Below are 22,053 nucleotides of genomic sequence, written 5' to 3' on the forward strand. Positions count from 1 at the left end.
CTTGGATTAAGTATTTTATGTGTGTGTTTTTTTAATTACGAATTACAAATTACGAATTATAAATTACTATGAGAGCTACTTATTCAGATAATTTAACTACGCTAAAAACCAGCAATATGCAATCAGTAACGATCGGCAATAGATTTATACTAGTGATAGTTGCCTTTAGTGTGAGTTTTGGTCTTAGCCTTGTCCCAAGCTGGGATTTTAATAAAGCCTTTCTCACAGGTGTAATTACTGCCGTTACTATCCATACAACAGCATTATTCATAGAAAAGCGGCGCAGAAATTATGAAATGTTTGTTTTAGGTTCTCTCCGCAAGCGAATTAAAGAGATGGAGGGATTAAAAGCTCGTGTTGTTAGAGAAATAAATCAAATTGAAGAACATCATAATTTACTATATGCTGAATCACAACAACTGCAAAATCAAGTTATAGAAAGCCGTAGCCAAAGAGATAGTTTACATCGAGAATTAAGAACATTTGCCGGACAAAAAAAGCAATTAGAAACAGAAGTTAGTAGCCTGCAAACTGAAATTAATAATTTGCAGAACAATCAAAATGAATTGAACAATGCTTTTTCTATCCTCACAGCAGAGAAGCGCCGTTTAGAGTCAAATTGTAATGTATCTCGCGCTGAAATCACCCAATTGCAAAGCCAAATTTCTGAGCTACAACACGAGAAACAAGAAATTGAAAGTAATTTAACTCTTTTAGGCAGACTAAAACCCCAATTAGAAGAAAAATTATACGAGCTGCGAATTACAATTCAAGAGCTAGAAGTTGAGACAAGCCAAAACAATCAATTGCTTGTTGCAACGAAAACGGAAACAGAAAATATCCAAGCTATCCTGAGTTCTTCCAAAACCCAACTAGCAGAACAAAAAGCCGAATTACAGCAGTTACAAGCACAAGTTTCATTATTGCAAGAAGAACGAGACTCATTACAAAATCAAGTATGGGAACTACTACAACAAGTAGAAACATTTAATCCAGAGCCTTTGTTGGATAATTCCCAAGAAGATGATATTGAATTGTTTCCATTTTCCGAAATAATTGAATCTTCAGATATCATTGACAATTCGGAAGTTGAGACATCGAAAAATATCTCCGAAGAATGGACTAATTTTCTAGCCAATCTCCCAGGACATGAGTTAGAAGTATTAAAAGCTATAGTTGAACAAGATAATCCTAATAGTGCTATTAAAACAATTGCCGAAGCAAATATCACTATGCCAAATTTATTAATCGATTCTATAAATGAACGCGCAAATGATACTATTGGAGAATTAATAATCAATTCTGATTCCGAAAGTCCAAAAGTTTATCAGGAGCATATAACAGATGTCAAAAAAATGATTGCGATGTATGAAGGTCTGATAGCTAGACATACTTCGTCAAATTAAATTGTTATTGCCGTCGTAAGATTTAGTAGTAAGATGATATCCCTTACCTACTTACCGCGTGCTTCTGCGTTTAGAATAAAGTGAAGTGTAATACATGGCAAAGCTCAAAATCTCGAAGAAAATATCCACTGCTTTAATCAATTCCCTTGGTGCGGGGGTAGTACCACGAGTGGGAGTTGAATATATAGCAGTAGGTCGAGAAAAAGAACTCAAAAGCCTATTACAAAATCTCGATGATATTGCAGAAGGTGTAGCAGCATTCCGCTTCATAATTGGTAACTACGGCTCTGGGAAAAGTTTTTTATTACAACTAATTCGTAACCGCGCTATGGAGCAAGGTTTTGTAGTAGCTGATGCTGATTTATCACCGGAACGCCGATTAGCTGGAAGCAACAATGAAGGTGTAGCTACTTATCGAGAATTAATGAGTCACCTAGCTACAAAAACTCGTCCTGATGGTGGTGCTTTAGTCTCGATTTTAGAAGGATGGATTAATAAAATTCAACAAGAAGTGGTTAAAGAAACTGAAATGCGTCCGAATGACGATGGTTTTGATGAGCAAGTTGAATCGAAAATTAGAGAAGTAGTTCAATATATTGAAGATTTAGTTCACGGTTTTGATTTTGGTAGCGTGATTATCGCTTATTGGCGTGGCTATCGATTGGATGATGATAATTTAAAAAATGCGGCGATGCGCTGGTTGCGTGGAGAATTTACGACTAAGGTTGAGGCGAAAGCTGCTTTAGGAGTGCGCGTTATTATTGATGATGATAGTTGGTATGATTATATAAAACTGTTTGCGAAATTTGTAGCTGAAATTGGCTATAAAGGATTGTTAATTTTAGTTGATGAAGCTGTTCATTTATATCAAATATCTACTACCGTTACACGAGAAAAGAATTATAATCGACTCCTGGCAATGTTTAACGATACTATGCAGTGCAAAGCAGAACATCTTGGTATTGTCATTGGTGGAACAACTAAATTTTTAGAAGACCCCAAACGGGGACTTTTTGCAGACCAGGCTTGGCAAAGACGCACAAAAGAAAGCCGTTTTGTTGCACAAGCTAATGTTCAGGAACATTTAGGGCCAGTGATTCGGCTAAATCCGTTGAGTGAAGGAGAAATATTAACGCTTTTGCAACGTTTAGCTGAGATTCATGCACTCAATTTTGGGTATGAACAGACTGTGACAAATCGTGAATTGAAAGAGTTTGTGCAAGAAATTATTAATCGCTTGGGTGCAGAGGCATTACTGACACCAGGGGAAATTGTGCGAGATTTTATGAGTGTGCTGAATATTCTTCATCAAAATCCAGGAATTGCGTTTGCTGAATTAATTCATGGCTCTAAATTTAAACCTACTACTATGGGTAAGGATGCAGATGTGGATGAGGATGGCGCAGCCGAATTTAGTTTGTGATTAATAATGAAGACATTGAACTACAAGAACAAGCAGATTGAAAAATTCATCTGTTTTCAGGATTGATTAAAATAGCTTTTGGTTGATTAGCATTAAATAGAGAAGCAGACAACAGAATAATCGGCTTGTTTGTTTGGTTTTCTGCATAATGAACCATTCCAGCAGATTCAACTAAAGAATCTCCCACTCTAAGCTGTATAGTTTTCCCTTTTTGAAGAATCAATTCTGTGCCGTTAGGTTTAGTTACTTTAGCTTTTCCTTGCACAACAGTATAAGTTAAAATTCCCGCCTCTACTCGTTCAATCTGCATTCCGGGATGAGTATGAGTAAGGAGTTTTGTTTTTGGTGCGATGGTATAACGTACAAGCTCAAGAATCTGCTTTTGATCTTGAGTAGGATAACCACTCGCTAAAACTTCACGGGTAACAGATTGAGTGTAAGTATTGGGTGAGGACGTTTCTTGACTCTTAACAAGAATACTGCTAAAAGCTAGAATAGCTAAGGGGAGAATCAGAGACAGTTTTCTCATATTAAAAGTTTTTTAGGCAATACTTCTAATTAAATCAATAATTTAAAGTATAAGGTATCAGCATTTAAACGTATTTCAGATAATAGAACGCTTTTTGACGCGAGCGATCGCACCAACAAAATTATTCACTTACACTCTCTGGAAACAAACGACTCAAGTCTAATAATGCATCTTCAAATCCAGGAATTGCCACTGACTGCTTAGATAAAGAAATCTGCTTGCTGAGATAGCTAAACTTACTTTGAGCGTTTTGATATGGCTGGCTATGACGTTCAAGTTGACGAGCCGGTAAATTTACAATCCAGTAATGAGAAATTCCGGCTTCTGCATACAATGACAGCTTGGTTGTTTGGTCATAATCTATTGTTTTATCCGAAATTTCAATTACTAACAAAATATCTTCGGGATAGGGATGATGAGCGAGATAATCTTCATCTCTTCCTCGTGCAATGACAACATCCGGCTCAGGCTCACTCTGATTAGGAAGAGTGATAGGATCTTGTCCGCGGATGACTACTTCATCGCCTAGAAGCCGATCCAATTGACGGCATAGGATAGAACTACAAACTGTATGAGGTGTTCCCTTTGCTGTCATTTGAATCAGTTCCCCTCGAATTAACTCAATACGATCGCCCTCTGTCAGAAATCCGAGTTCAATCAATTGATGGTATTCTGCGATCGTAAATCGCTTAGGTGTCACAACATTCATGAGACATCTTTCCAATAGTACTTGTACACTAGCAGAGATTAAACTGACTGCGTTGTTTACTGCCGCAGGCTTTCCAATGCCTCAAATTGCTGCCAACAAAGATACAATGCACGCGGTACGTGAAAACATCCTTTCCATTTACCACCTTTGAGGTTCAACAATACTTCTCCACGCCGATTGAGATAGCCAAACCATTCACCGTATTCTGAATCAGCAAAGTGTGACCAAGCGTAATCGTGCATCTTTTGATACCATTCCCAACACGCCTCGCGCCCTGTTAGGCGATAGCCCATTGCTAATGCAACCAAAGATTCTAGGTGAACCCACCACAACTTTTGATCCCATTCCAATTGTTGTGGCGGATGACCATCTGCATCCATAAAGTAATACAATCCGCTGTACTCGCTATCCCAAGCAAAATTTAAGATATTTAGCACTACATCAACGGCTTGGTTAATAGTTTTGATGTCGTTTTGGCGACGCGCGATGTCCATGATAAACCACATCGCTTCGATACCGTGACCTGGATTAATCAGCCTTCCCTCAAAAGAATCGATGTGGGAACCGTCAGGGGCAACGTTTTCGTACATTAGCCCCCGTTCTTGGTCGAGAAAATCGGTCATCACTTCGCGGACGGTTTCAGCTAGGACATTCTCTAGTGTTTCCTTTGGCAACAACCATTCCATTTCTAGAGTCAGGTTGGCTAAAATCATTGGTACAGCCAATGATTTCATTGGGCGTGTGCCGGGATAGGTTTTATTATATTTGCCCTTGGGGTTATCTTTGCGGCGTAATACGTTGTTATAAGCTTGTATAGCCACATCCTTTGCCCATTCTTCGCCGCCAGCGAGTGCATATTTACTAAATGCCATCGCCGCAAAGCAATCAGAAAAGATGTTGTAAGGGTGAACCAATGGTTTCCCTTCACGGGTGAGGGCAAAGTACCAGTTACCATCGCTATCTCTGCCATGTTGGGCGAGAAAATTAGCGCCATTGCTGGCAATTTTTAGCCAATTTTCGCGCTTTTCTAGCTGGTTGTAAAGCATCGAAAAAGTCCACACCTGGCGGTTTTGCAGCCAAATGAATTTGTCTGTATCATAAACTTTGCCTTCGCGATCGAGGCAGGTGAAATAGCCGCCTTGCTGCCAATCGAGAGAATATTTTTCCCAAAATGGAAGGACATCGTTGAGGAGAGCGTTTTTGTAAAGTTCAGCGTAGGCGTAGCCCGCCGCAGGCATCGCTTGAAAATTATACTCCATAAATTTCCTCCCCTTGTGCTAAAGCTAACAGCTTAATAGTTATCACATTTTGGCTCGAACATGGTGCAACGCCGAATAGCCCGTTGTAGACATCGAGTCAGTCTTTCACAAGATTTAGTCAGCAACAGTTATACTTCTATCTTGTATCTTGCACTATTCTCAATAACCGTAAGGGAGCCAGTGAGGTTGTTATGAGTCAGATTGAACGAGTTGCGATCGTTGGAGGAAACCACGGTAATGAGTTAACAGGAGTACATTTAGTCAAAAAGTTTCAGAAATATCCTAATTTAATTAACAGGGCAAGTTTTGAAACTCTGGCATTACTTGGTAATCTCAAAGCTATTGAAGAAGGCAAACGATACATTGAAAAAGATTTAAATCGTTGCTTCACTAATCAAGGCTTACAAAATCCCCAACTCTCAAGTTATGAAGATATGCGGGCAAAAGCAATTCAACAGATATTGCAACCGCAAAATCAGCCCTTTGTAGATGTAATTGTTGATTTGCACAGCACAACTGCGAATATGGGGTTAAGTCTGATTTTTTGTGATATGCATCCTTTATTGCTTCGGTTAGGTGCTTATTTAAGTTCTATCAATCCTTTGGTGAAAGTCTTTATTAATCAAGAATCCAAAGAAAATGGTTTTCTCCGTTCTTTGTGCGAATTGGGTTTTGTTATAGAAGTTGGGGCTGTAGCTCAAAATGTTTTAAACGCCGAACTATTTCAGGAAACAGAACAGCTTATTTATGCAGTTTTAGATTATTTTGAAGGGTGCAATCAGGGGAACATTCCGCAGACGAGCAACCACCTTACACTTTATAAATACATTAAGACTATCGATTATCCTAGAAGCGATGCCTATGGCGGGCTGCACCTACGCGGTGAAATTCAAGCCATGATTCACCCCCAGCTTCAGTTTAGAGATTATCAACCTTTGCATCCAGGCGATCCAATGTTTCTGACTTTTGAAGGAAAAGATATTTTCTATGAGGGAGCGTCTACTGTTTATCCTATTTTTATTAATGAAGCAGCTTACTACGAAAAAGGAATTGCAATGTATTTAAGTCAAAAGCAGGAAGAAATAGTTTAATTTGTTCATCACCTTCGCCTCACTGAATATCAATCTTCTGCTCGCAATAACCAAAACCCGCTATAAGTCATACCAGAATCATCGGGTTGAACTAACAAAAAATGCAATCCTCGGCAATGCTTTTTGCGTTCTTCAAATGCTTGGGCTGCTGTTGTAACTTCTGGATCTTCAAATGTGGCAACAATCCATCTATCCACCAAGCTAGCTTCTAATATTAAGCCATCCGGTGCGCCAGAAATGTAGTTCAAGCTGACGGGACGGGCTTGCTGTAACCATCGTGCTAGACGCATTGATTGCCGTCCCCCATAAATGACTACACCAGGAACGGGGACTGTTGATGCTAAACCTAAATTGATGGGTTTGAAATGTTCTGGGATATGCAAAATGGGAATAGGGCGATCGCTAAATCTCGTTTCTACATCACTAGCAGCTAGAGTCGCAAAACGCCATTGTTCTCCCCAAAGGTTTTCTGGTAATGGTGCTGGGGGTGGTTTATCCAGCGTTGAAGGATATTGCTTTTCTTGTAACCACTGCTTTAACGCCAAGGTGTGGCGGGTAGGTTCGACATTTATACTTAAGTTGCGTCCCGCCGCCTCAATTAAACTTAGTGACTGAGGGCGAAACACCTGAATTACATCTGGCAATTTTTCACCAGCAGCTAGCTCAAGTTGAGTTGCAACCCAATTAGAATTTGCTGCTGACTGGAGACAGGTGGCTTCGTATTGAAAGCTGCGAGTTGCATCACAAATCAACAACTCCCATAAAATTTGTCCAGACGCATCTTGTGAGGGACGACGATAAAAATCAACCTGCCAAATTTTCATAATTATGTGGGCATGGGGCACTTGTACTGAGCGAAGTCGAAGTATTGGGCATAGGGCATGGAGGGATGGGAGAGATTGGTGAGAGTTAAAACTGAAAGTTTTAAGTTCAGAGGCTCAACTTCCGAGTTCAAAGGTTTAACTTCCGAGTTCAGAGGTTCAACTTCCGAGTTCAGAGGTTCAACTTCCGAGTTCAGAAGCTCAACTTCCGAGTTCAGAGGTTCAACTTCCGAGTTCAGAAGCTCAACTTCCGAGTTCAGAGGCTCAACTTCCGAGTTCGGAGGCTGAACTTCCGAGTTCAGAAGCTCAACTTTCGAGTTCAGAGGCTCAACTTCCGAGTTCAAAGGTTTAACTTCCAAGTTCAGAGGTTCAACATTCAAACTCATCTTCCCATGCTCAATGCCCAATACTTCGACTTCGCTCAGTACAAGTGCCCAATGCCCTACACCAATTTATAAAGCCTGAATCCATTCTTTGACAGAATATTCAGTCCAGATGCCATTTTTCCAGTAGGGGTCATTTTCAATCAGCTGGCGCACAGTAGCTTCGTCTTCGGCTTCGTAAATCCCAAAAACTTTTGTGACATCCTTGGTGGGGCCGATAGTAATCAGCACACCGGATTCTTTCTGTTTTGCTAATCCGTCTAAATGAGCTTCACGGTGTGGGGCGCGTTTTTCGAGAACGTCTTCGCAGTAAGTTCCCCAGAGTACATATTTAGGCATAGTTAAGACTATTTTGGATTTTGGATTTTAGATTTTAGATTTTGCAGTCAGTGCATCGGGGAGTAAGAAATGATTAATTTCTCACTCCTAGCAAATGACAAACGACAAATGACTAACTTCTCAAGTTGACGCCGAATTTTTCTACCAAGGCTTCGCGGACTTTATTATGTACTGGTTCGACTTCAGCCTCAGTAAGAGTACGATCGCTTGCCCGATAAATTAAGCGGAATGCTAAACTCCGCTGTCCATCGGGGACGTTTTCACCCCGATATTCATCAAATAATTCCACAGATTCGAGCAAATCTTTACCAGCTTTGGTAATTACTTTTTCAATTTCGACAACTGAGATTTTCACGGGTGCGAAAAAGGCGATGTCGCGATCGCTAGCTGGATATGTAGAATAAGGCTGGAATGTAGGAATGAGAATTTCATCTTCTCCCAGAGAATCTAAAAGCACATCTAGATCCAACTGGAAAACATAAACGGAATCTGGTAAACCTTTTTCTCGCCTTAGTTGGGGATGGAGTTGCCCAAAAATTCCCAGTCTGTTACCCCGAATCCACAAGGAAGCGGTGCGTCCTGGATGTAAGCGATCGTCGCGGCGATCGGGTTGAAATTCGATTTGCAAGCTAAGTTGCCGAAATACACTTTCTAAAATGCCTTTGGCTTCAAACCAGGTGATGGGTTCTTCGCGTCCACTTTTTGACCATTTACCAAGGGTGCGATCGCCTCCGATAATTCCCGCCAGCGCTTCTGTTTCTTGCAAACCGTCTTCTTCTTGCCAGAAAATTTGCCCGATTTCAAAACCGTTCAGCGCACCATTACCCTGCTCTAAATTGTATTGAAAAGCATCAATTAACCCAGAGATCAAATCGGTTCGCAGCGCTGAATATTCGACAAATAAGGGATTTGACAGTACTATATTTCTGTCTTCTCCTGGTTTGACTAAAGAATAGTGGATTAATTCTGTCAACCCTTCAGCCCGGAGGAAAGCTCGTAATTTGCGAATCAATTCCTCATCTAAAGGCAGATAACCAGCTTCCGCTTTTTCTGGTAAAGTATCGCAGAATTTGTTGTAACCATAAAGACGGGCAATTTCTTCAATTAAATCAATTTCTCGCTCTAAGTCGCGGTAACGATAGGGTGGGACGGAAACTGACCATGTAGGGTGATGGCTACTATCTTCTCCTGAAGAAGTTAACTGACACCCCAATGCAGTCAGGATGCGCTCAACATCTTGTCCTTGGAGTTCACCTGTGTCCTCTTCCAAATCGATGGGCCCCAATATTTGATTAACTCGTTCTAAACGCAGGGCGATAGAACGACTCCAGGTAGACGGATCGGGGCGGGTGTCGGCAATTTCTTGCTGGACAATAATTCCACTCGCTAATTCGCTAATTAAGGATAAGGCGCGGCGATTAGCTATTTCCAATTCAGCCCGGTTAACTCCCCGTTCGTATCTGCCAGAAGCCTCACTTCTTAACCCCACGCTGCGAGAAGAACGGCGAATTACCACGGAATCAAATAAAGCTGCTTCTAAAACTAGGCTTTGAGTACCTTGATGGACTTCTGTTTCTTCTCCACCCATGACTCCCGCCAATGCAACGGGTTTTTCGTTAGCGGTGATTAACAAATTTTGGATTGTTAGGGTGCGAGTTTGTCCATCCAGAGTTTTGAGCGATTCTCCATTATTGACGAAGCGAACGCCGATGGTTAAATTTTCACCACCTGCAACAGATTTTAGGCGATCGCCATCAAAAGCGTGCAGTGGTTGTCCCCATTCCAACAAAACGTAGTTAGTAATGTCTACCACATTACTGATGGGACGTACCCCAGCCGCCCGCAAACGCTGTTGCAGCCATTCGGGAGATGGAGCAATTTTGACCTGTTCAATTACCGTACCGATGTATGCAGGACAAGCTTGGGTATCGGCAATTTTTAAAGCTAAATTTCCGGCATTTTTGGGAATAGAGACTTCAGCCGGTTCAGGAATGCTCAACTTTCCACCAGTTAAAGCTGCTACTTCTCTGGCTACACCTACCATACTCAGAGCATCAGCGCGGTTGGCAGTTGCAGTCAGGTCTAAAATTACATCATCTAAACCCAACAAAGGCCGGACATCACTACCCAATGGTAAATTTTCCTGGGTAAAAATATGGATTCCGTCTACATCGGTGGGCAAACCGAGTTCCTTTAAAGAACAAATCATGCCCTGAGATGGGACACCACGTAGTTTTGCAGGTTTAATTTTTAAATCAATTTTGGGTAAGTAAGTACCCGTAGTTGCCACTGGGACATAGATATCTGCCTTCACATTGGCAGCGCCACAGACAATATTTAAAATCTCACCTGTACCGATATCCACTTGGCAAACACTCAATTTATCGGCGTTGGGATGGGGTTGACGCTCAAGCACTTTGCCGATAACCACGCCATTTGCCCAAGTGCGGCGGTCTTCAATCTCTTCTACCTCAAACCCCGCCATTGTCAAGGTTTCGGCTAATTCTTCTGGACTAAGTTTTATCTCTACTAGTTCGCGCAGCCAATTTAGAGAAATACGCATGGAGTGTGCTTGTTTTAGGAATCGTCTTTTGCTCTTATTTTAGGGTGCAAGAAGCGCTCGATGGCTACTCGCTCTGCAAGGTGTACCCTTTCACTTGAACAATCCTACTACGTTAGACTGGCAATGTAAAAATTAAGTAAATACTGAGAATGTATCTACGCAGGGAAGTAAGACATTATTTTTATTTGGTTGATTTTGACGTTAAACTACATACGCCCGGATTTCTCGCTTGTGAGAAATCCGGGTGTTTTGTTTCAGACAAAAGCGTGTCAAAGGTTGGTCATCTACGGTTTACTAACAACAATTTTAACAATGTAGTCTTTGAGCGCGATCGCCTTTTTGCTATTTGGGTACGGGGAAACTTCTATCAATCTCACCGAATATTTATCTAAAAATTGAATTGGTAAAGCATCACGACCTGGGACAAGGGTTAGCGTTAATGTTGAAACTTGCTGACCATTTTTTATGATGTCTAATCCAATAATAACTTGACCTTGCCAAATACAAGTTACATCAGAAGGACACCGAGAATCCTGGATAACTTTTGAAAATTTGATTTCAATATTTTCAGTGGGGAGGTAAGCTGTCCTTCCATATCTAAGATAAAATGGAGTATTTAAAGTAGTTCCAACTCTCGCCATCAATTGTTGATGATTACCTTGAGGAATTGATTTAACTTCTATGCTGGAAGGCTTGATATTTGATAATATTCCATAGCTAGGAAGACAATTTGCTCCACTAATCAATGTTAATATAACTGCTGCACTTACTACACTTTTCATTTCTTATACTCCATAGTTAGGAATTTTATTATTAGTTCAGCCAGAAAGCAGACTTATAAATTATTCTGTTTTCTGCGAGAGTGAAGCTTTAAAAGACAAAAGGCAATTAGCTAACTTTTGGGCGTAGGCGCAGCCCGCACTTCTCTACGAGACGCTGCGCGTAGCTTGCTTCCACGTTCGGGCAGCGTGCCGTAGGCAAGTGGTACGACAAGCTACTTCTCTGCGAGAGGCTGCGCCAACGGCTGCGCTCAGTACAAGTCAGTGACCATCATAGACATCGCTTCTTGGATAACCATTACGATTGAGAGCCGTTTGGTTTCTCACGCTTGAGCTAAAATCCCATAAAACTAGCAATCTCAATACACAAGCTTTTTGCTGATTTTAAAAACTCCAACAGCGCTTTTCCAAGAATGCGTTGCTTAATTTATCTTGAATATTCACTCTAGTTTTACTTTTTAGCATTATTAGTCCATAGTTTAGCAATTATTACATTATGTAAAAGGGACATTATTTTTTCTCTGTTCTCAACAAGCCCAGTTTTTTGCGATGAGCAATGATTACGATTTCACAAGGCGTAGCCCATCGTAGACATGGCTTTGAGACTTGGAAAATAAATCAAATGAGAAATGCTGATTTTTTCGTTGGTTCTTAATATTGGTTGCGATCGCGAGTAATTTAGATACATTTACTCTGGCGATCAAACTCGATAAAACCTCACAAGTAATATTTTCTCACTCAATAGACTACAAAAATTACACTTAACTCTTTTTTGTAGTGTAATTATATTGCATTGTGTTGTAGAACTCCAAAAAGATAAATTTGCTCTATTCGCTCTGAAAAAATAACTGTAAAAACTGCCTCTAAAGCTTTCACTATAAAGATTCTCTGGCAATCTGCTGAAATCTAACTCAACAATATCGAAAGAATAGGCAATCCAATCTAAAAAATAGGCAATCCAATCGAAATTTTGTTCATTTTAAATGTATATCTGATTTTATACACTTTTAATAAAGATGGTGCTTACTGTTTTTATTAATATTTTTTCTTGAAAATGAAAGTAAAAAAATGCTTTCATTTATGTCGTTTATATTCCTCTTGATAGAGGTATTTCAGTTTGAGTAATGGAGTTTAATTCTAATGGCAACTTCTGACAATAGCAATCAAACTGTTGGCTCACAAAGTACTAGCAACAGTTCAACTGGTAATGGCAATTTTTCTTTCAGTGATGGCAAATGGCAGTCTACCGATGGCAGCAGTTTAGATGGTGGCAGTAGTTTTGGTGGCGCTGCTAGTGGTAGTAATACTTTCGCTTCCTTCATCGGTGGTGGCGCATCTAGTGGTAACGCATCTGGTAGTAGCGGCAATCTCCCTGGTAACTTACCATTTGGCAACACTCCCCCCTCCAAGGAAAGTGGTAGCAACCTACCTGAAACTGGCAACGGTCAACCTGTACCTTATAAGAGCGACAACTGGATATCTGATATTCAAAACTTAGATGTTGCAAATGCTATCGGTAACAGTGGCCAAGGTAACGGTAACTGGCTATATGGTAGTAACAACACAACCGACGGTAATGGTAACTGGAATTTTGGTAGCGGTAACACAACCAATGGTAACGGTAACTGGAACTACGGTGATGGCGGCAAAACCGAAGGTAATGGCAACTGGGGCTTTGGTAGCGATAGCACAACCAACGGTAACGGTAACTGGAACTTAAGCAATAACAACGACATCTTTGGTAATGCTAATACACTACCTGGTAGTAAAAACGATATCCTTGGTAGTGGCAACACTGCCAATGTAACTAACAGCAATCTCCTTGGAAACCGGATTGAAGCCAGTGGTGATGACAAAACACTCGTTGGTAATGAAGGCTGGAATTTCTCTGTTAGTGGCGAACTGATATCGCTAGGTAGCACTACACTCAGCCAAGATATAGGAACTGATATCAGGAGTTTACTCAGCAGTTCTGACCTTGTAACATCCGCCATATCAAATCCAGGCTACAACAACCCAAATTATGATTTCTCTACCATAGCCTAAAAGTTTGTAGCAAACAGGAGCCAGTTTTTGCATCGGTAAGCCTGTCTATTGTGGCAATAGGCCTTTTTGCCAACTTGAGTTAATTACATTTTGAATACAATACTTCTGGGTTAAGCTTTGCAGTTGACATTGCTCTCATTGAGCGGTGCAAGAATTAACCTTCTAGCACTTCAAAAATTTCAATCTGTAATTAACCCAGAAGTATTACCCTTTGAAAAGTAGTGGGTAAGCTACAGATTCTTCTAATTACAAATTACGAATTACGTAGTTAATTTAAGTCAAATGCATAAAAACTATCTTCAGTAATTCGGCACGAGTAAACGGTTTAGTTAGATATCCGGATGCCCCGACTAATTTCGCTTTTACTTTGTCTACGATTCCTTTATTCCCAGTGACAAAGATAATAGGAGTATTTTGAAATAGTGAATTATTTCGTATAATTCGGCACAACTCATAGCCATCAATTCCTAGCATGTTTAAATCCAACAAAATTAAATCCGGTTTGTGCCTTATAATTGACAAAACGGCTTTCACCGGATCGTTAATAGTCACTACAGAAAAATTTTCATTTTCTAAGAAATAACTGATTTCTTTAAGAATTGTAGGGCTATCATCTACAGAAACGATTTTGTGGACTTTTTTTACTGTTACAGTAGCAGCCGTTACTATTTGGGAAGCAGAATTTATGTTATTTGATATTGTTGGTTCTTGAAAGTTTTCTTTGGAAGGAGTAGAAATCTGTGGTAATCGCTGAACAGGAACTATTTTCTCTTCAGGAATATTTGAATAAGAATTGACAGTGTTACTTAGTTCTTGTTTGGTGCTAACTAACCCGGAAATCAATTTTGAGAAAAGCGATTGCTCCTCAAAAATCTTAGGTAACTTATCGTAAGGTGGATCGGGTTCATGGAAGATAATCGCACCCTTAAGGATGTAAGGGTATAAATTGCGAGCTAGTTGAATTTCATCTTGATTCAAAATTACAGCCAGATGACACAGGCTAAAACCCTTCATCCAGTTAATTAAATCTGGCTGTAAATTGGGTAAATCTCGATCGTCAAATTTGCTGTTAATCAACAGATATGGACGTTGATAGGGAGAAGAAATTTTAGGTACAAAAGCCTGCCAATTCTGTAATCTTACTTGGCAATATTCTAGAATTCTTTCTACACCTAGCCTGCAAATTTTTGGCATTCTATCAATTGGTTCTGTTAATTCATAAGTACCTTCTTTGATAAGTAAAAATGATTCAATTACCTCTTTAACTAATTCTTGAACCAGTACTGCTGCTTGTGTAGAATGTAGATGTTGTTGACTAACAAGCCAAGATATCGCCTGATACTCAGGAGGGTGGCTTCTGGAATTAATGTCATCTTTGATGAACTGACTGTGTGAGTCAGGTTCAAACATCAGCCGTACTTGATGGCGAACCTCATTAGTCAGGAGTGGAATTTGCTGGCTGAGGCGTCGCAAATGGCGTTCTAATCGATCAAAGGGTTCCACGGAATGGGTAGCGTAAGTTATTTTGCCCTGTTCTAAGTAAATCGACCAAGCAACTGAGTTACTCAATACTTGTAAACAAGTACTGTCGAAACAATTGGATAATTGTCTTAACAAACTTAGAGGACGTAGTTTGGTGAATGTACCTGAGTTATTCATATTTTTCAAGTTTTTTGCGGAATCAACAACCGAACATTTGTAGATTGAAAATATCAGTTATAAAGTATTCTCTTCTTTGTAATATTTTTCTACCCACAAATTATTTATTTGAAAATATGTACATATATTAAAAATTGTAAGGCGCCTAAGTCCTTTGTTACATTTAGCACATTTTACTTAATCTATCTCAACAAGCAAGTAGGTATGAATAAAGGTAAGCATCTATCATAGCTGGATTATCAGTAGATATTGGTTAATTCTGGATTTTACTAATTACTGACAACTCTTGAGTGAAAACCTTAATAATGACGTTTATTTATGCCCACTCACTTCAAGAAGCAAATTTGATTCCAAGTTCGCGTAGTTACACTGGTATACTTCTAGAGTTAACGAGCTTAATTATGGTTAATTACTTTTCCTTAAAAAAACCATTCTTCTACATAAAATCTTTAAAAACTTATCTAGGAAAGTTTACGTATTTATTGTACTGTAGGTTTATATGGATATAACTTTTTGGTAGATACATTACAACAGGTAATGCTGGGTTTTGATAAACTCTTTTTTGCTAAACTAAGCTGTACTCAAGTTCATCTTAAATATATAGAGAACTTCATGAAAATAATTTGTTTAATAAAGATTAGAGCATCTACCAATAGATACTATATTCTGTAGTCGCCTCGGCGATTGAAACTATATACTCTGAGCAAAGGGAAATAAAGCTTTGGACTTTAACATAACACAAAAAGTTATGCATGATACATTAAGACTTGATGAAGTAGTAGAATTTGCTGAGAACCCAGAACCCCGTTGTCCTTGTGTACTTTTATTAGACACATCTGGGTCGATGCAAGGAGAGCCGATTGAGGCTTTAAATCAAGGTTTATTAAGCTTAAAGGATGAATTAGTTAAAAATTCTTTAGCCGCCAGACGGGTGGAAGTGGCGATCGTCACTTTTGACAGTAATATCAATGTAGTACAAGACTTTGTGACTGCCGATCAATTCAATCCGCCGATTTTGACAGCTCAAGGCTTGACTACAATGGGTGCGGGAATTCATAAAGCTTTGGACATAATTCAAGAGCGGAAATCTCAGTATCGTGCCAACGGGATTGCTTACTATCGTCCTTGGGTATTTATGATTACCGATGGAGAACCCCAAGGTGAATTAGAGCAAGTGGTAGAGCAAGCATCCCAGCGTCTACAGGGAGACGAGGCGAACAAGCGGGTAGCATTCTTTACAGTTGGAGTAGAAAATGCGAATATGACGCGTTTAAATCAAATAACTGTACGTACTCCCTTAAAGCTTAAAGGATTAAATTTTATCGAGATGTTTGTCTGGCTGTCAACTAGTATGTCGGCTGTTTCTCATTCACAAGTAGACGAACAGGTAGCACTACCGCCGATTGGTTGGGGAACTGTTTAATGAAAAATCGCAGCTTGATGTTTACACAGCTAGCTGCTTGAAAAAAAAATTTATGAATATATCAAAACAGATTGCTCAATGGCGGATTGTGGCTGCATCTGTATGTGGTACAAGTCACTTAAAAAACAATCAATTATGTCAGGATGCTCATCACTGGCAAATATTGTCAGATAATGTTTTAGTGGCAGCCGCAGCAGATGGCGCGGGTTCTGCTAGTCTTGGGAAAGTGGGGGCGATGGTTGCTGTGGAGACAGCAATAGAAAACATTTCTACCAAAGGGCTGACCCGAAAAAATTTGACTGATGATACATTGGTGCGATCGCTCTTAAATGATGCCATATTCGCCGCCAAAAAAGCTGTGGAAGATGAGGCGGCTACTTGTGACAAACAGCCTCAAGATTTAGCAACTACCTTAATTATGCTGGTTGCCACACCAGAAGTTGTAGCTGTAGTTCAGATAGGTGATGGTTTGGCAGTGGCAAAAGATCGTTTGGGCAACCTGCTGGCATTAACTATGCCTGACAGTGGTGAATACATTAACGAAACTACTTTTTTAACTTCGCCTAATGCCTTAGATACAGCACAAATGAGATTATGGCGCACAGACATAGTAAACGTTGGTATCATCACCGACGGATTACAAATGCTGGCTTTGAATATGGTTGTTGGCGAACCTCACAAACCATTCTTTTTTCCGCTGTTTGAATTTGTCGCCAATACCGAGGATAAGACAGAAGCGAAGGAGCAATTGGTAAAATTTCTACGCTCAGAGCGGATTACGCAACGCACTGATGATGATTTAACACTCATTATAGCCGCATTCAACGACTCATGAGCAATTGATTTACAGGTTTCACATCTTACAATAACTTCCGTTAGCGGTAATTTCATTATGCAGGTACTACGTTGTTCCCCCAGAAAAGAAATCCTCAGTCTCAATGTCAGTTTGGGACGTGGCGGTGAAGCTTGTGTTTATGCAGTGCCATCCGATAACGATTTGGTGGCGAAGATTTACCACAAGCCAACCACTGCTCATGCTGATAAACTCCAGGCGATGCTTGCCAACCCGCCAGAAAACCCCACGGCGAGTTTAGGGCATATCTCTATCGCTTGGCCAGAGGATTTATTACGGGCGGCAGATGGCAAAAATAGCATCCTGGGCTTTTTGATGCCACGTATTCAGGGAATGCGTCCAATCATCGACTTTTACAACCCCAGAACCCGTCGGCAACACTGCCCTCTATTCAACTATCAGTACCTGCTCCGCACGGCTCGTAACTTGGCGGCAGCTTTTGCCGCTTTGCACGCTAGTGGATATTGCATTGGTGATGTAAACGAGTCTAATATCCTCGTCAGCGATACAGCACTGGTGACTTTGATAGACACAGACTCTTTCCAAGTAACCGACCCAAACAGCAATGTTGTTTATCGCTGCCCAGTAGGTAAACCAGAGTTTACTCCACCAGAACTACAGAATAAAACTTTTGCCCAGCACGATCGCGAAATCTCTCACGATTTATTTGGGTTAGGGGTGCTAGTATTTCAACTCTTAATGGAAGGCACCCACCCATTTTCGGGGATTTTTCAAGGTGCGATTGAGCCACCACCTTACGAAGCCCGCATTGCATCGGGTCATTTCACCTACAGCCAAAAGCGTTACGTACCCTACCTGCCGACACCCATTGCCCCCCCCTGGGAAATTCTTCATCCCAGCTTACAGGAATTATTTGTCCGTTGTTTTGAAGAAGGTCATAACAACCCACAACTACGCCCCAGTGCCCAGACTTGGCTCTCAGCCATCGCTGAAGCCGAAGATTCCCTGATTACCTGTACGACAAATCCCCAGCATCGCTACAACAACCACATGCGTAGCTGTCCGTGGTGCGAACGTACCGTGCGATTAGGTGGACGCGACCCCTTCCCATCACATCGGGCTATAGAAGCTAGAGAACATCTCCAACCGCGAGTCAAAGCGAGAAAACGCTACAATCAGACACCGCATTTTCCCCAGCGAGCCATGTCACCGCAGCTAGCTAATTATTGGCAGCCAATAATGACTCCCAGCGGTTCATATAAACCTTCCAAAAAGTCAAAGTTGTACCCGATTATTTGTTGTTTGCTGGGTTTTGGTTTATTGGGATATGCAGATGTAATGATTAAATTTACTCAGCCGTTGGTTTCCCAAAATGCTTACACCCAACAAGCAATTAAGTCTTCGCAACCAAATAATAAACTCAGCTTCGCTGATTCTTATCAGCAAGGTTATATTGCTTACAAAGAGCGAGACTACGACAAAGCAATTGTCAATTTTAGCCAAGCAATTGAACAAGAACCGACACATGCTAGAGCAATTGTAAATCGTGGCAATGCCCGCTACAACCTGAAAGACTACGAAGGAGCAGTTACAGATTATAGCCAAGCTCTGAAAATCAATCCCAATCAAACCAAAGCTTTGGTAAATCGGGGCAATGCCCGCTATATGCTCGCTGAATATAGCAACGATCCCGATAAAGAATATAATCTAGCGATCGCTGATTATAATCGAGCCATTGGTCTGGATAATAATGAAATTGAAGCTTATGTCAGACGCGGGATTGTCCGCGCCCAAATGGCTAAATACAGCGGTGAATCTCAACAAGCTTACAAAAAAGCGATCGCAGATTTTACTCAAGCAATAAAACTTAATGTCTCCAAAGCCGAAGCTTACTTCCAGCGGGGTGTTGTCTATTATCAAATTGCTCAATATAGCAGCAATTATCAGCAAGAATATAATCAAGCGATCGCTGACTTTAACCAAGCATTAACTTTAAGCCCCAAACTAGCAAAAGCATATCTCAAACGAGGTATGGTTCGCTATGAACTGGCACAGTATGGCGGTAGTGAATCTAACAAAAACCAGGCGAAAGCTGTCGAAGATATACAGGCATCTGCCAAAATATTTCTTGAGCAAGATGACATGGATAATTATCAACAAGCACTCAGTAATATGTGTGTAGTTATCGAAAACAAATGCGATCCTTTATTCCAAGGCTCAAGTAATGTAGAAAAAACTAACTAGAAACAAGTAAGTTTTATTACTATCATATTATTGGTTTTGATTGAAAAATCAAGCCTGACTAGGGTTAGCGTCGGCTAATCCTAGTTATTTTATAGGTAACATTTTGATTTAATTAAGTAATTTATTTCTGTATTTATAGATATTCATAGAGCTTTTATATAGAAAAGATTTTAATTTATCTTACCTTTATAATTTCATCGGAAATTACAGTTAGATTATTGACGGAGAAACAGAAATCAGAAATACATTTTTCTCCCTTGAAGTGCATCCTCTTCATCTCGAAAAAGTCAAATAATCATATCCCTACAAATCTCCGAGGTAATTGCATGAAAGCGGTGATTTTGGCTGGAGGTCTTGGTACACGCCTCAGTGAAGAAACCAGTATTAGACCCAAGCCGATGGTTGAGATTGGTGGTAAGCCAATTCTTTGGCACATAATGAAAACATATTCTGCCCACGGCATTAATGATTTCATCATTTGTTGCGGTTATAAAGGTTACATCATTAAAGAATATTTTGCTAACTACTTCTTACACATGTCAGATGTTACCTTTGACATGCGCTTTAACCAGATGAACGTGCATTCTGGTTATGCAGAACCCTGGCGCGTCACCTTAGTAAATACGGGTGATAATACAATGACAGGCGGACGCTTAAAGCGAATCAGCGAACATCTTGGTAACGAGACTTTTTGCTTTACTTATGGCGATGGTGTTAGTAATATTAATATCACTGAGCTAGTTAAGTTTCACAAAGAACAAAGTAGCTTAGGAACACTCACAGCCGTTCAACCAGCCGGACGTTTTGGTGCTATTTCTTTAGGATATGAGCAAACCAAAATCACCAGCTTTCGGGAAAAACCCGAAGGTGATGGAGCTTGGATTAATGGCGGTTATTTTGTGTTAGAACCAGAAGTAATCAACTTAATTGCTGATGACTCTACGGTATGGGAGCAAGAGCCATTAGAAAAGCTAGCTGATATGGAACAGCTATCTGCTTTCAGACATGATGGGTTTTGGCAACCAATGGATACTTTACGCGATAAAAACTATCTTGAAGGGCTGTGGAAGAACAACCAAGCTCCTTGGAAGGTATGGTAAGGAGAGTTGGGGGAGCAGGGGAGCAGGGGAGCAGGGGAGCAGAGGAGAATAATTAATAACCAATGCCCAATGCCCAATGCCCCATGCCCAATAACTTTATAGATTTACTGTAATTTGAAGTGCGATAATACTAATGTATGATTTTGCGATTATAGGTGGGGGAATAGTTGGACTCTCGACAGCGTTGGCTTTAGGAAAACGCTATCCCAATGCCCGGATTTTAGTACTAGAAAAAGAGAGTCAATGGGCATTTCATCAAACTGGCAATAATAGCGGGGTGATTCATTCTGGTATTTATTACAAGCCAGGGAGTTTCAAAGCTAAATTTTGTCGTGATGGTTCTCGTTCAATGGTAGAATTCTGCCAAGAGCATGGAATTGACCATGAAGTTTGTGGTAAGGTAATTGTTGCAACTGAAGAACAAGAACTACCACGCTTAGAAAATCTCTACCAACGCGGCTTAGACAATGGCATAGAAGTCCAGAGAATTAGCCCCGAAGAAGTCAAGGAAATTGAACCTCACGTAAAATGCGTAGGTGGGATTCGCGTATCTTCAACTGGTATTGTTAATTACAAGCAAGTTTGTTTGAAATATGCCCAGCTAATTCAACAGCAGGGTGGAGATTTGCACCTGAATACAAAAGTCCTGAAAATCTCTCCAAGTGGTAAAAATCAGGTACTGCAAACAAACAAGGGTAACTTTGAAACCCGCTTTGTAATTAATTGTACTGGATTGCATAGCGATCGCACCGCCAAGCTAGGGCAAGTTGAACCCCAAGCCAAAATTGTCCCATTCCGGGGAGAATACTACGAACTCACCCCAGAAAAACGCTATCTGGTAAAGACATTAATTTACCCAGTTCCCAATCCAGATTTCCCCTTCTTGGGTGTCCACTTTACCCGGATGATTGATGGTAGCGTTCATGCAGGGCCAAACGCGGTTCTATCCCTCAAACGCGAAGGTTACAAAAAAACCGATTTTGACTTACGAGATTTTTTGGAAGTCATCACCTATCCCGGTTTCTGGAAGTTAGCAGCCAAACACGCTGATGAAGGCATCCAAGAAATCATTCGTTCTTTTAGCAAAGCAGCCTTCACCAGAAGTTTGCAAAAACTAATTCCCGAAGTGCAAGCAGAAGATTTAGTTCCCACCCATGCAGGAGTTCGCGCTCAAGCCTTAATGAATGATGGCAAGCTTGTAGACGACTTTTTGATTGTTTCCGGTCAAAACTCCATTCATGTTTGCAATGCTCCTTCTCCTGCTGCCACATCCTCTCTAGAAATCGGCAAAGCGCTTGTAGCAGAAATTCCCCAACTTTCGCATCTAGAGAGTGTAGTCACTGCATAGATATCATAGTTGTTATTTCCGGGACTGCTGACGTAAGGGATGAATCTTGTATAGTGGGCATCTTTCTTTGCCTCGAAATACAAGGGACGGGTAATACCATTTTGGATTTTAGATTTT

Annotated in this window: 18 protein-coding genes; 9 read left to right on the plus strand and 9 right to left on the minus strand. The window is 40.6% G+C overall.

Annotated features, from left to right (window positions below; all coding sequences use genetic code 11):
• The first annotated feature begins 68 nt into the window (after positions 1 to 68).
• A complete protein-coding gene (locus tag V7K45_RS11095) occupies positions 69 to 1,406 on the plus strand; it encodes a tellurite resistance TerB C-terminal domain-containing protein (protein WP_335003253.1) in 1,338 nt (445 codons plus the stop codon).
• A 94-nt stretch (positions 1,407 to 1,500) separates the two neighbouring features.
• Positions 1,501 to 2,829, plus strand: coding sequence for an ATP-binding protein (locus V7K45_RS11100; RefSeq protein ID WP_335003255.1), 1,329 nt, complete (start codon positions 1,501 to 1,503; stop codon positions 2,827 to 2,829).
• 46 nt (positions 2,830 to 2,875) lie between these two features.
• On the opposite strand, the gene V7K45_RS11105 is transcribed toward V7K45_RS11100, so the two are convergent.
• The 3 genes from V7K45_RS11105 to V7K45_RS11115 form a co-directional block, all read right to left on the minus strand.
• Positions 2,876 to 3,358, minus strand: coding sequence for a cupin domain-containing protein (locus tag V7K45_RS11105; protein WP_335003257.1), 483 nt, complete (start codon positions 3,356 to 3,358; stop codon positions 2,876 to 2,878).
• Between the two features lie 121 nt (positions 3,359 to 3,479).
• Positions 3,480 to 4,067 carry a Uma2 family endonuclease gene (locus V7K45_RS11110; protein WP_335003259.1) on the minus strand — a complete coding sequence of 196 codons (588 nt, stop codon included), beginning with the start codon at positions 4,065 to 4,067 and terminating at the stop codon, positions 3,480 to 3,482.
• 56 nt (positions 4,068 to 4,123) lie between these two features.
• Positions 4,124 to 5,326 carry an AGE family epimerase/isomerase gene (locus tag V7K45_RS11115; RefSeq protein ID WP_335003261.1) on the minus strand — a complete coding sequence of 401 codons (1,203 nt, stop codon included), beginning with the start codon at positions 5,324 to 5,326 and terminating at the stop codon, positions 4,124 to 4,126.
• A gap of 191 nt (positions 5,327 to 5,517) precedes the next feature.
• Between V7K45_RS11115 and V7K45_RS11120 the strand changes: the two genes are divergently transcribed.
• Positions 5,518 to 6,417: an aspartoacylase gene (locus tag V7K45_RS11120; RefSeq protein ID WP_335003263.1), complete on the plus strand. Its 900-nt coding sequence runs from the start codon at positions 5,518 to 5,520 to the stop codon at positions 6,415 to 6,417.
• Positions 6,418 to 6,446: 29 nt separating this feature from the next.
• Here V7K45_RS11120 and V7K45_RS11125 read toward each other — a convergent pair whose 3' ends face one another.
• The 5 genes from V7K45_RS11125 to V7K45_RS11145 all read right to left on the minus strand — a co-directional run bounded on the left by V7K45_RS11125 (position 6,447) and on the right by V7K45_RS11145 (position 11,305).
• Positions 6,447 to 7,241 (minus strand): Tab2/Atab2 family RNA-binding protein, encoded by a 795-nt coding sequence (locus V7K45_RS11125; RefSeq protein ID WP_335003265.1) that lies wholly within the window; start codon positions 7,239 to 7,241, stop codon positions 6,447 to 6,449.
• Between the two features lie 2 nt (positions 7,242 to 7,243).
• On the minus strand, positions 7,244 to 7,624 hold the full coding sequence (locus V7K45_RS11130) for a hypothetical protein (RefSeq protein WP_335003267.1): 381 nt from the start codon (positions 7,622 to 7,624) through the stop codon (positions 7,244 to 7,246).
• Between the two features lie 66 nt (positions 7,625 to 7,690).
• Entirely contained in the window at positions 7,691 to 7,960 is a 270-nt protein-coding gene (locus tag V7K45_RS11135; protein WP_114082327.1) for a YciI family protein, read from the minus strand.
• 112 nt (positions 7,961 to 8,072) lie between these two features.
• A complete protein-coding gene (pheT, locus tag V7K45_RS11140) occupies positions 8,073 to 10,523 on the minus strand; it encodes a phenylalanine--tRNA ligase subunit beta (protein WP_335003269.1) in 2,451 nt (816 codons plus the stop codon).
• A gap of 284 nt (positions 10,524 to 10,807) precedes the next feature.
• Positions 10,808 to 11,305 (minus strand): hypothetical protein, encoded by a 498-nt coding sequence (locus V7K45_RS11145; RefSeq protein ID WP_335003271.1) that lies wholly within the window; start codon positions 11,303 to 11,305, stop codon positions 10,808 to 10,810.
• 1,137 nt (positions 11,306 to 12,442) lie between these two features.
• Here V7K45_RS11145 and V7K45_RS11150 point away from each other — a divergent pair.
• Complete coding sequence (locus V7K45_RS11150) at positions 12,443 to 13,348, plus strand: hypothetical protein (protein ID WP_335003273.1); 906 nt, start codon at positions 12,443 to 12,445, stop codon at positions 13,346 to 13,348.
• Between the two features lie 273 nt (positions 13,349 to 13,621).
• Here V7K45_RS11150 and V7K45_RS11155 read toward each other — a convergent pair whose 3' ends face one another.
• Positions 13,622 to 15,007 (minus strand): response regulator, encoded by a 1,386-nt coding sequence (locus V7K45_RS11155; protein ID WP_335003275.1) that lies wholly within the window; start codon positions 15,005 to 15,007, stop codon positions 13,622 to 13,624.
• Between the two features lie 748 nt (positions 15,008 to 15,755).
• Here V7K45_RS11155 and V7K45_RS11160 point away from each other — a divergent pair.
• From V7K45_RS11160 to lhgO, 5 genes are all read left to right on the plus strand, one after another.
• Positions 15,756 to 16,430: a vWA domain-containing protein gene (locus V7K45_RS11160; RefSeq protein WP_322660910.1), complete on the plus strand. Its 675-nt coding sequence runs from the start codon at positions 15,756 to 15,758 to the stop codon at positions 16,428 to 16,430.
• 52 nt (positions 16,431 to 16,482) lie between these two features.
• The gene (locus tag V7K45_RS11165) at positions 16,483 to 17,265 is read left to right on the plus strand and encodes a PP2C family serine/threonine-protein phosphatase (RefSeq protein WP_335003277.1); all 783 of its coding nucleotides are present in this window, start codon (positions 16,483 to 16,485) and stop codon (positions 17,263 to 17,265) included.
• Positions 17,266 to 17,322: 57 nt separating this feature from the next.
• On the plus strand, positions 17,323 to 19,488 hold the full coding sequence (locus V7K45_RS11170; RefSeq protein ID WP_335003279.1) for a tetratricopeptide repeat protein: 2,166 nt from the start codon (positions 17,323 to 17,325) through the stop codon (positions 19,486 to 19,488).
• 326 nt (positions 19,489 to 19,814) lie between these two features.
• On the plus strand, positions 19,815 to 20,588 hold the full coding sequence (rfbF, locus tag V7K45_RS11175) for a glucose-1-phosphate cytidylyltransferase (RefSeq protein ID WP_335003281.1): 774 nt from the start codon (positions 19,815 to 19,817) through the stop codon (positions 20,586 to 20,588).
• Between the two features lie 133 nt (positions 20,589 to 20,721).
• The gene (lhgO, locus tag V7K45_RS11180; protein WP_334895623.1) at positions 20,722 to 21,936 is read left to right on the plus strand and encodes an L-2-hydroxyglutarate oxidase; all 1,215 of its coding nucleotides are present in this window, start codon (positions 20,722 to 20,724) and stop codon (positions 21,934 to 21,936) included.
• Positions 21,937 to 22,053: the final 117 nt, after the last annotated feature.

Source organism: Nostoc sp. (genome assembly GCF_036917375.1).
In the GTDB taxonomy this organism is placed as follows: domain Bacteria; phylum Cyanobacteriota; class Cyanobacteriia; order Cyanobacteriales; family Nostocaceae; genus Nostoc.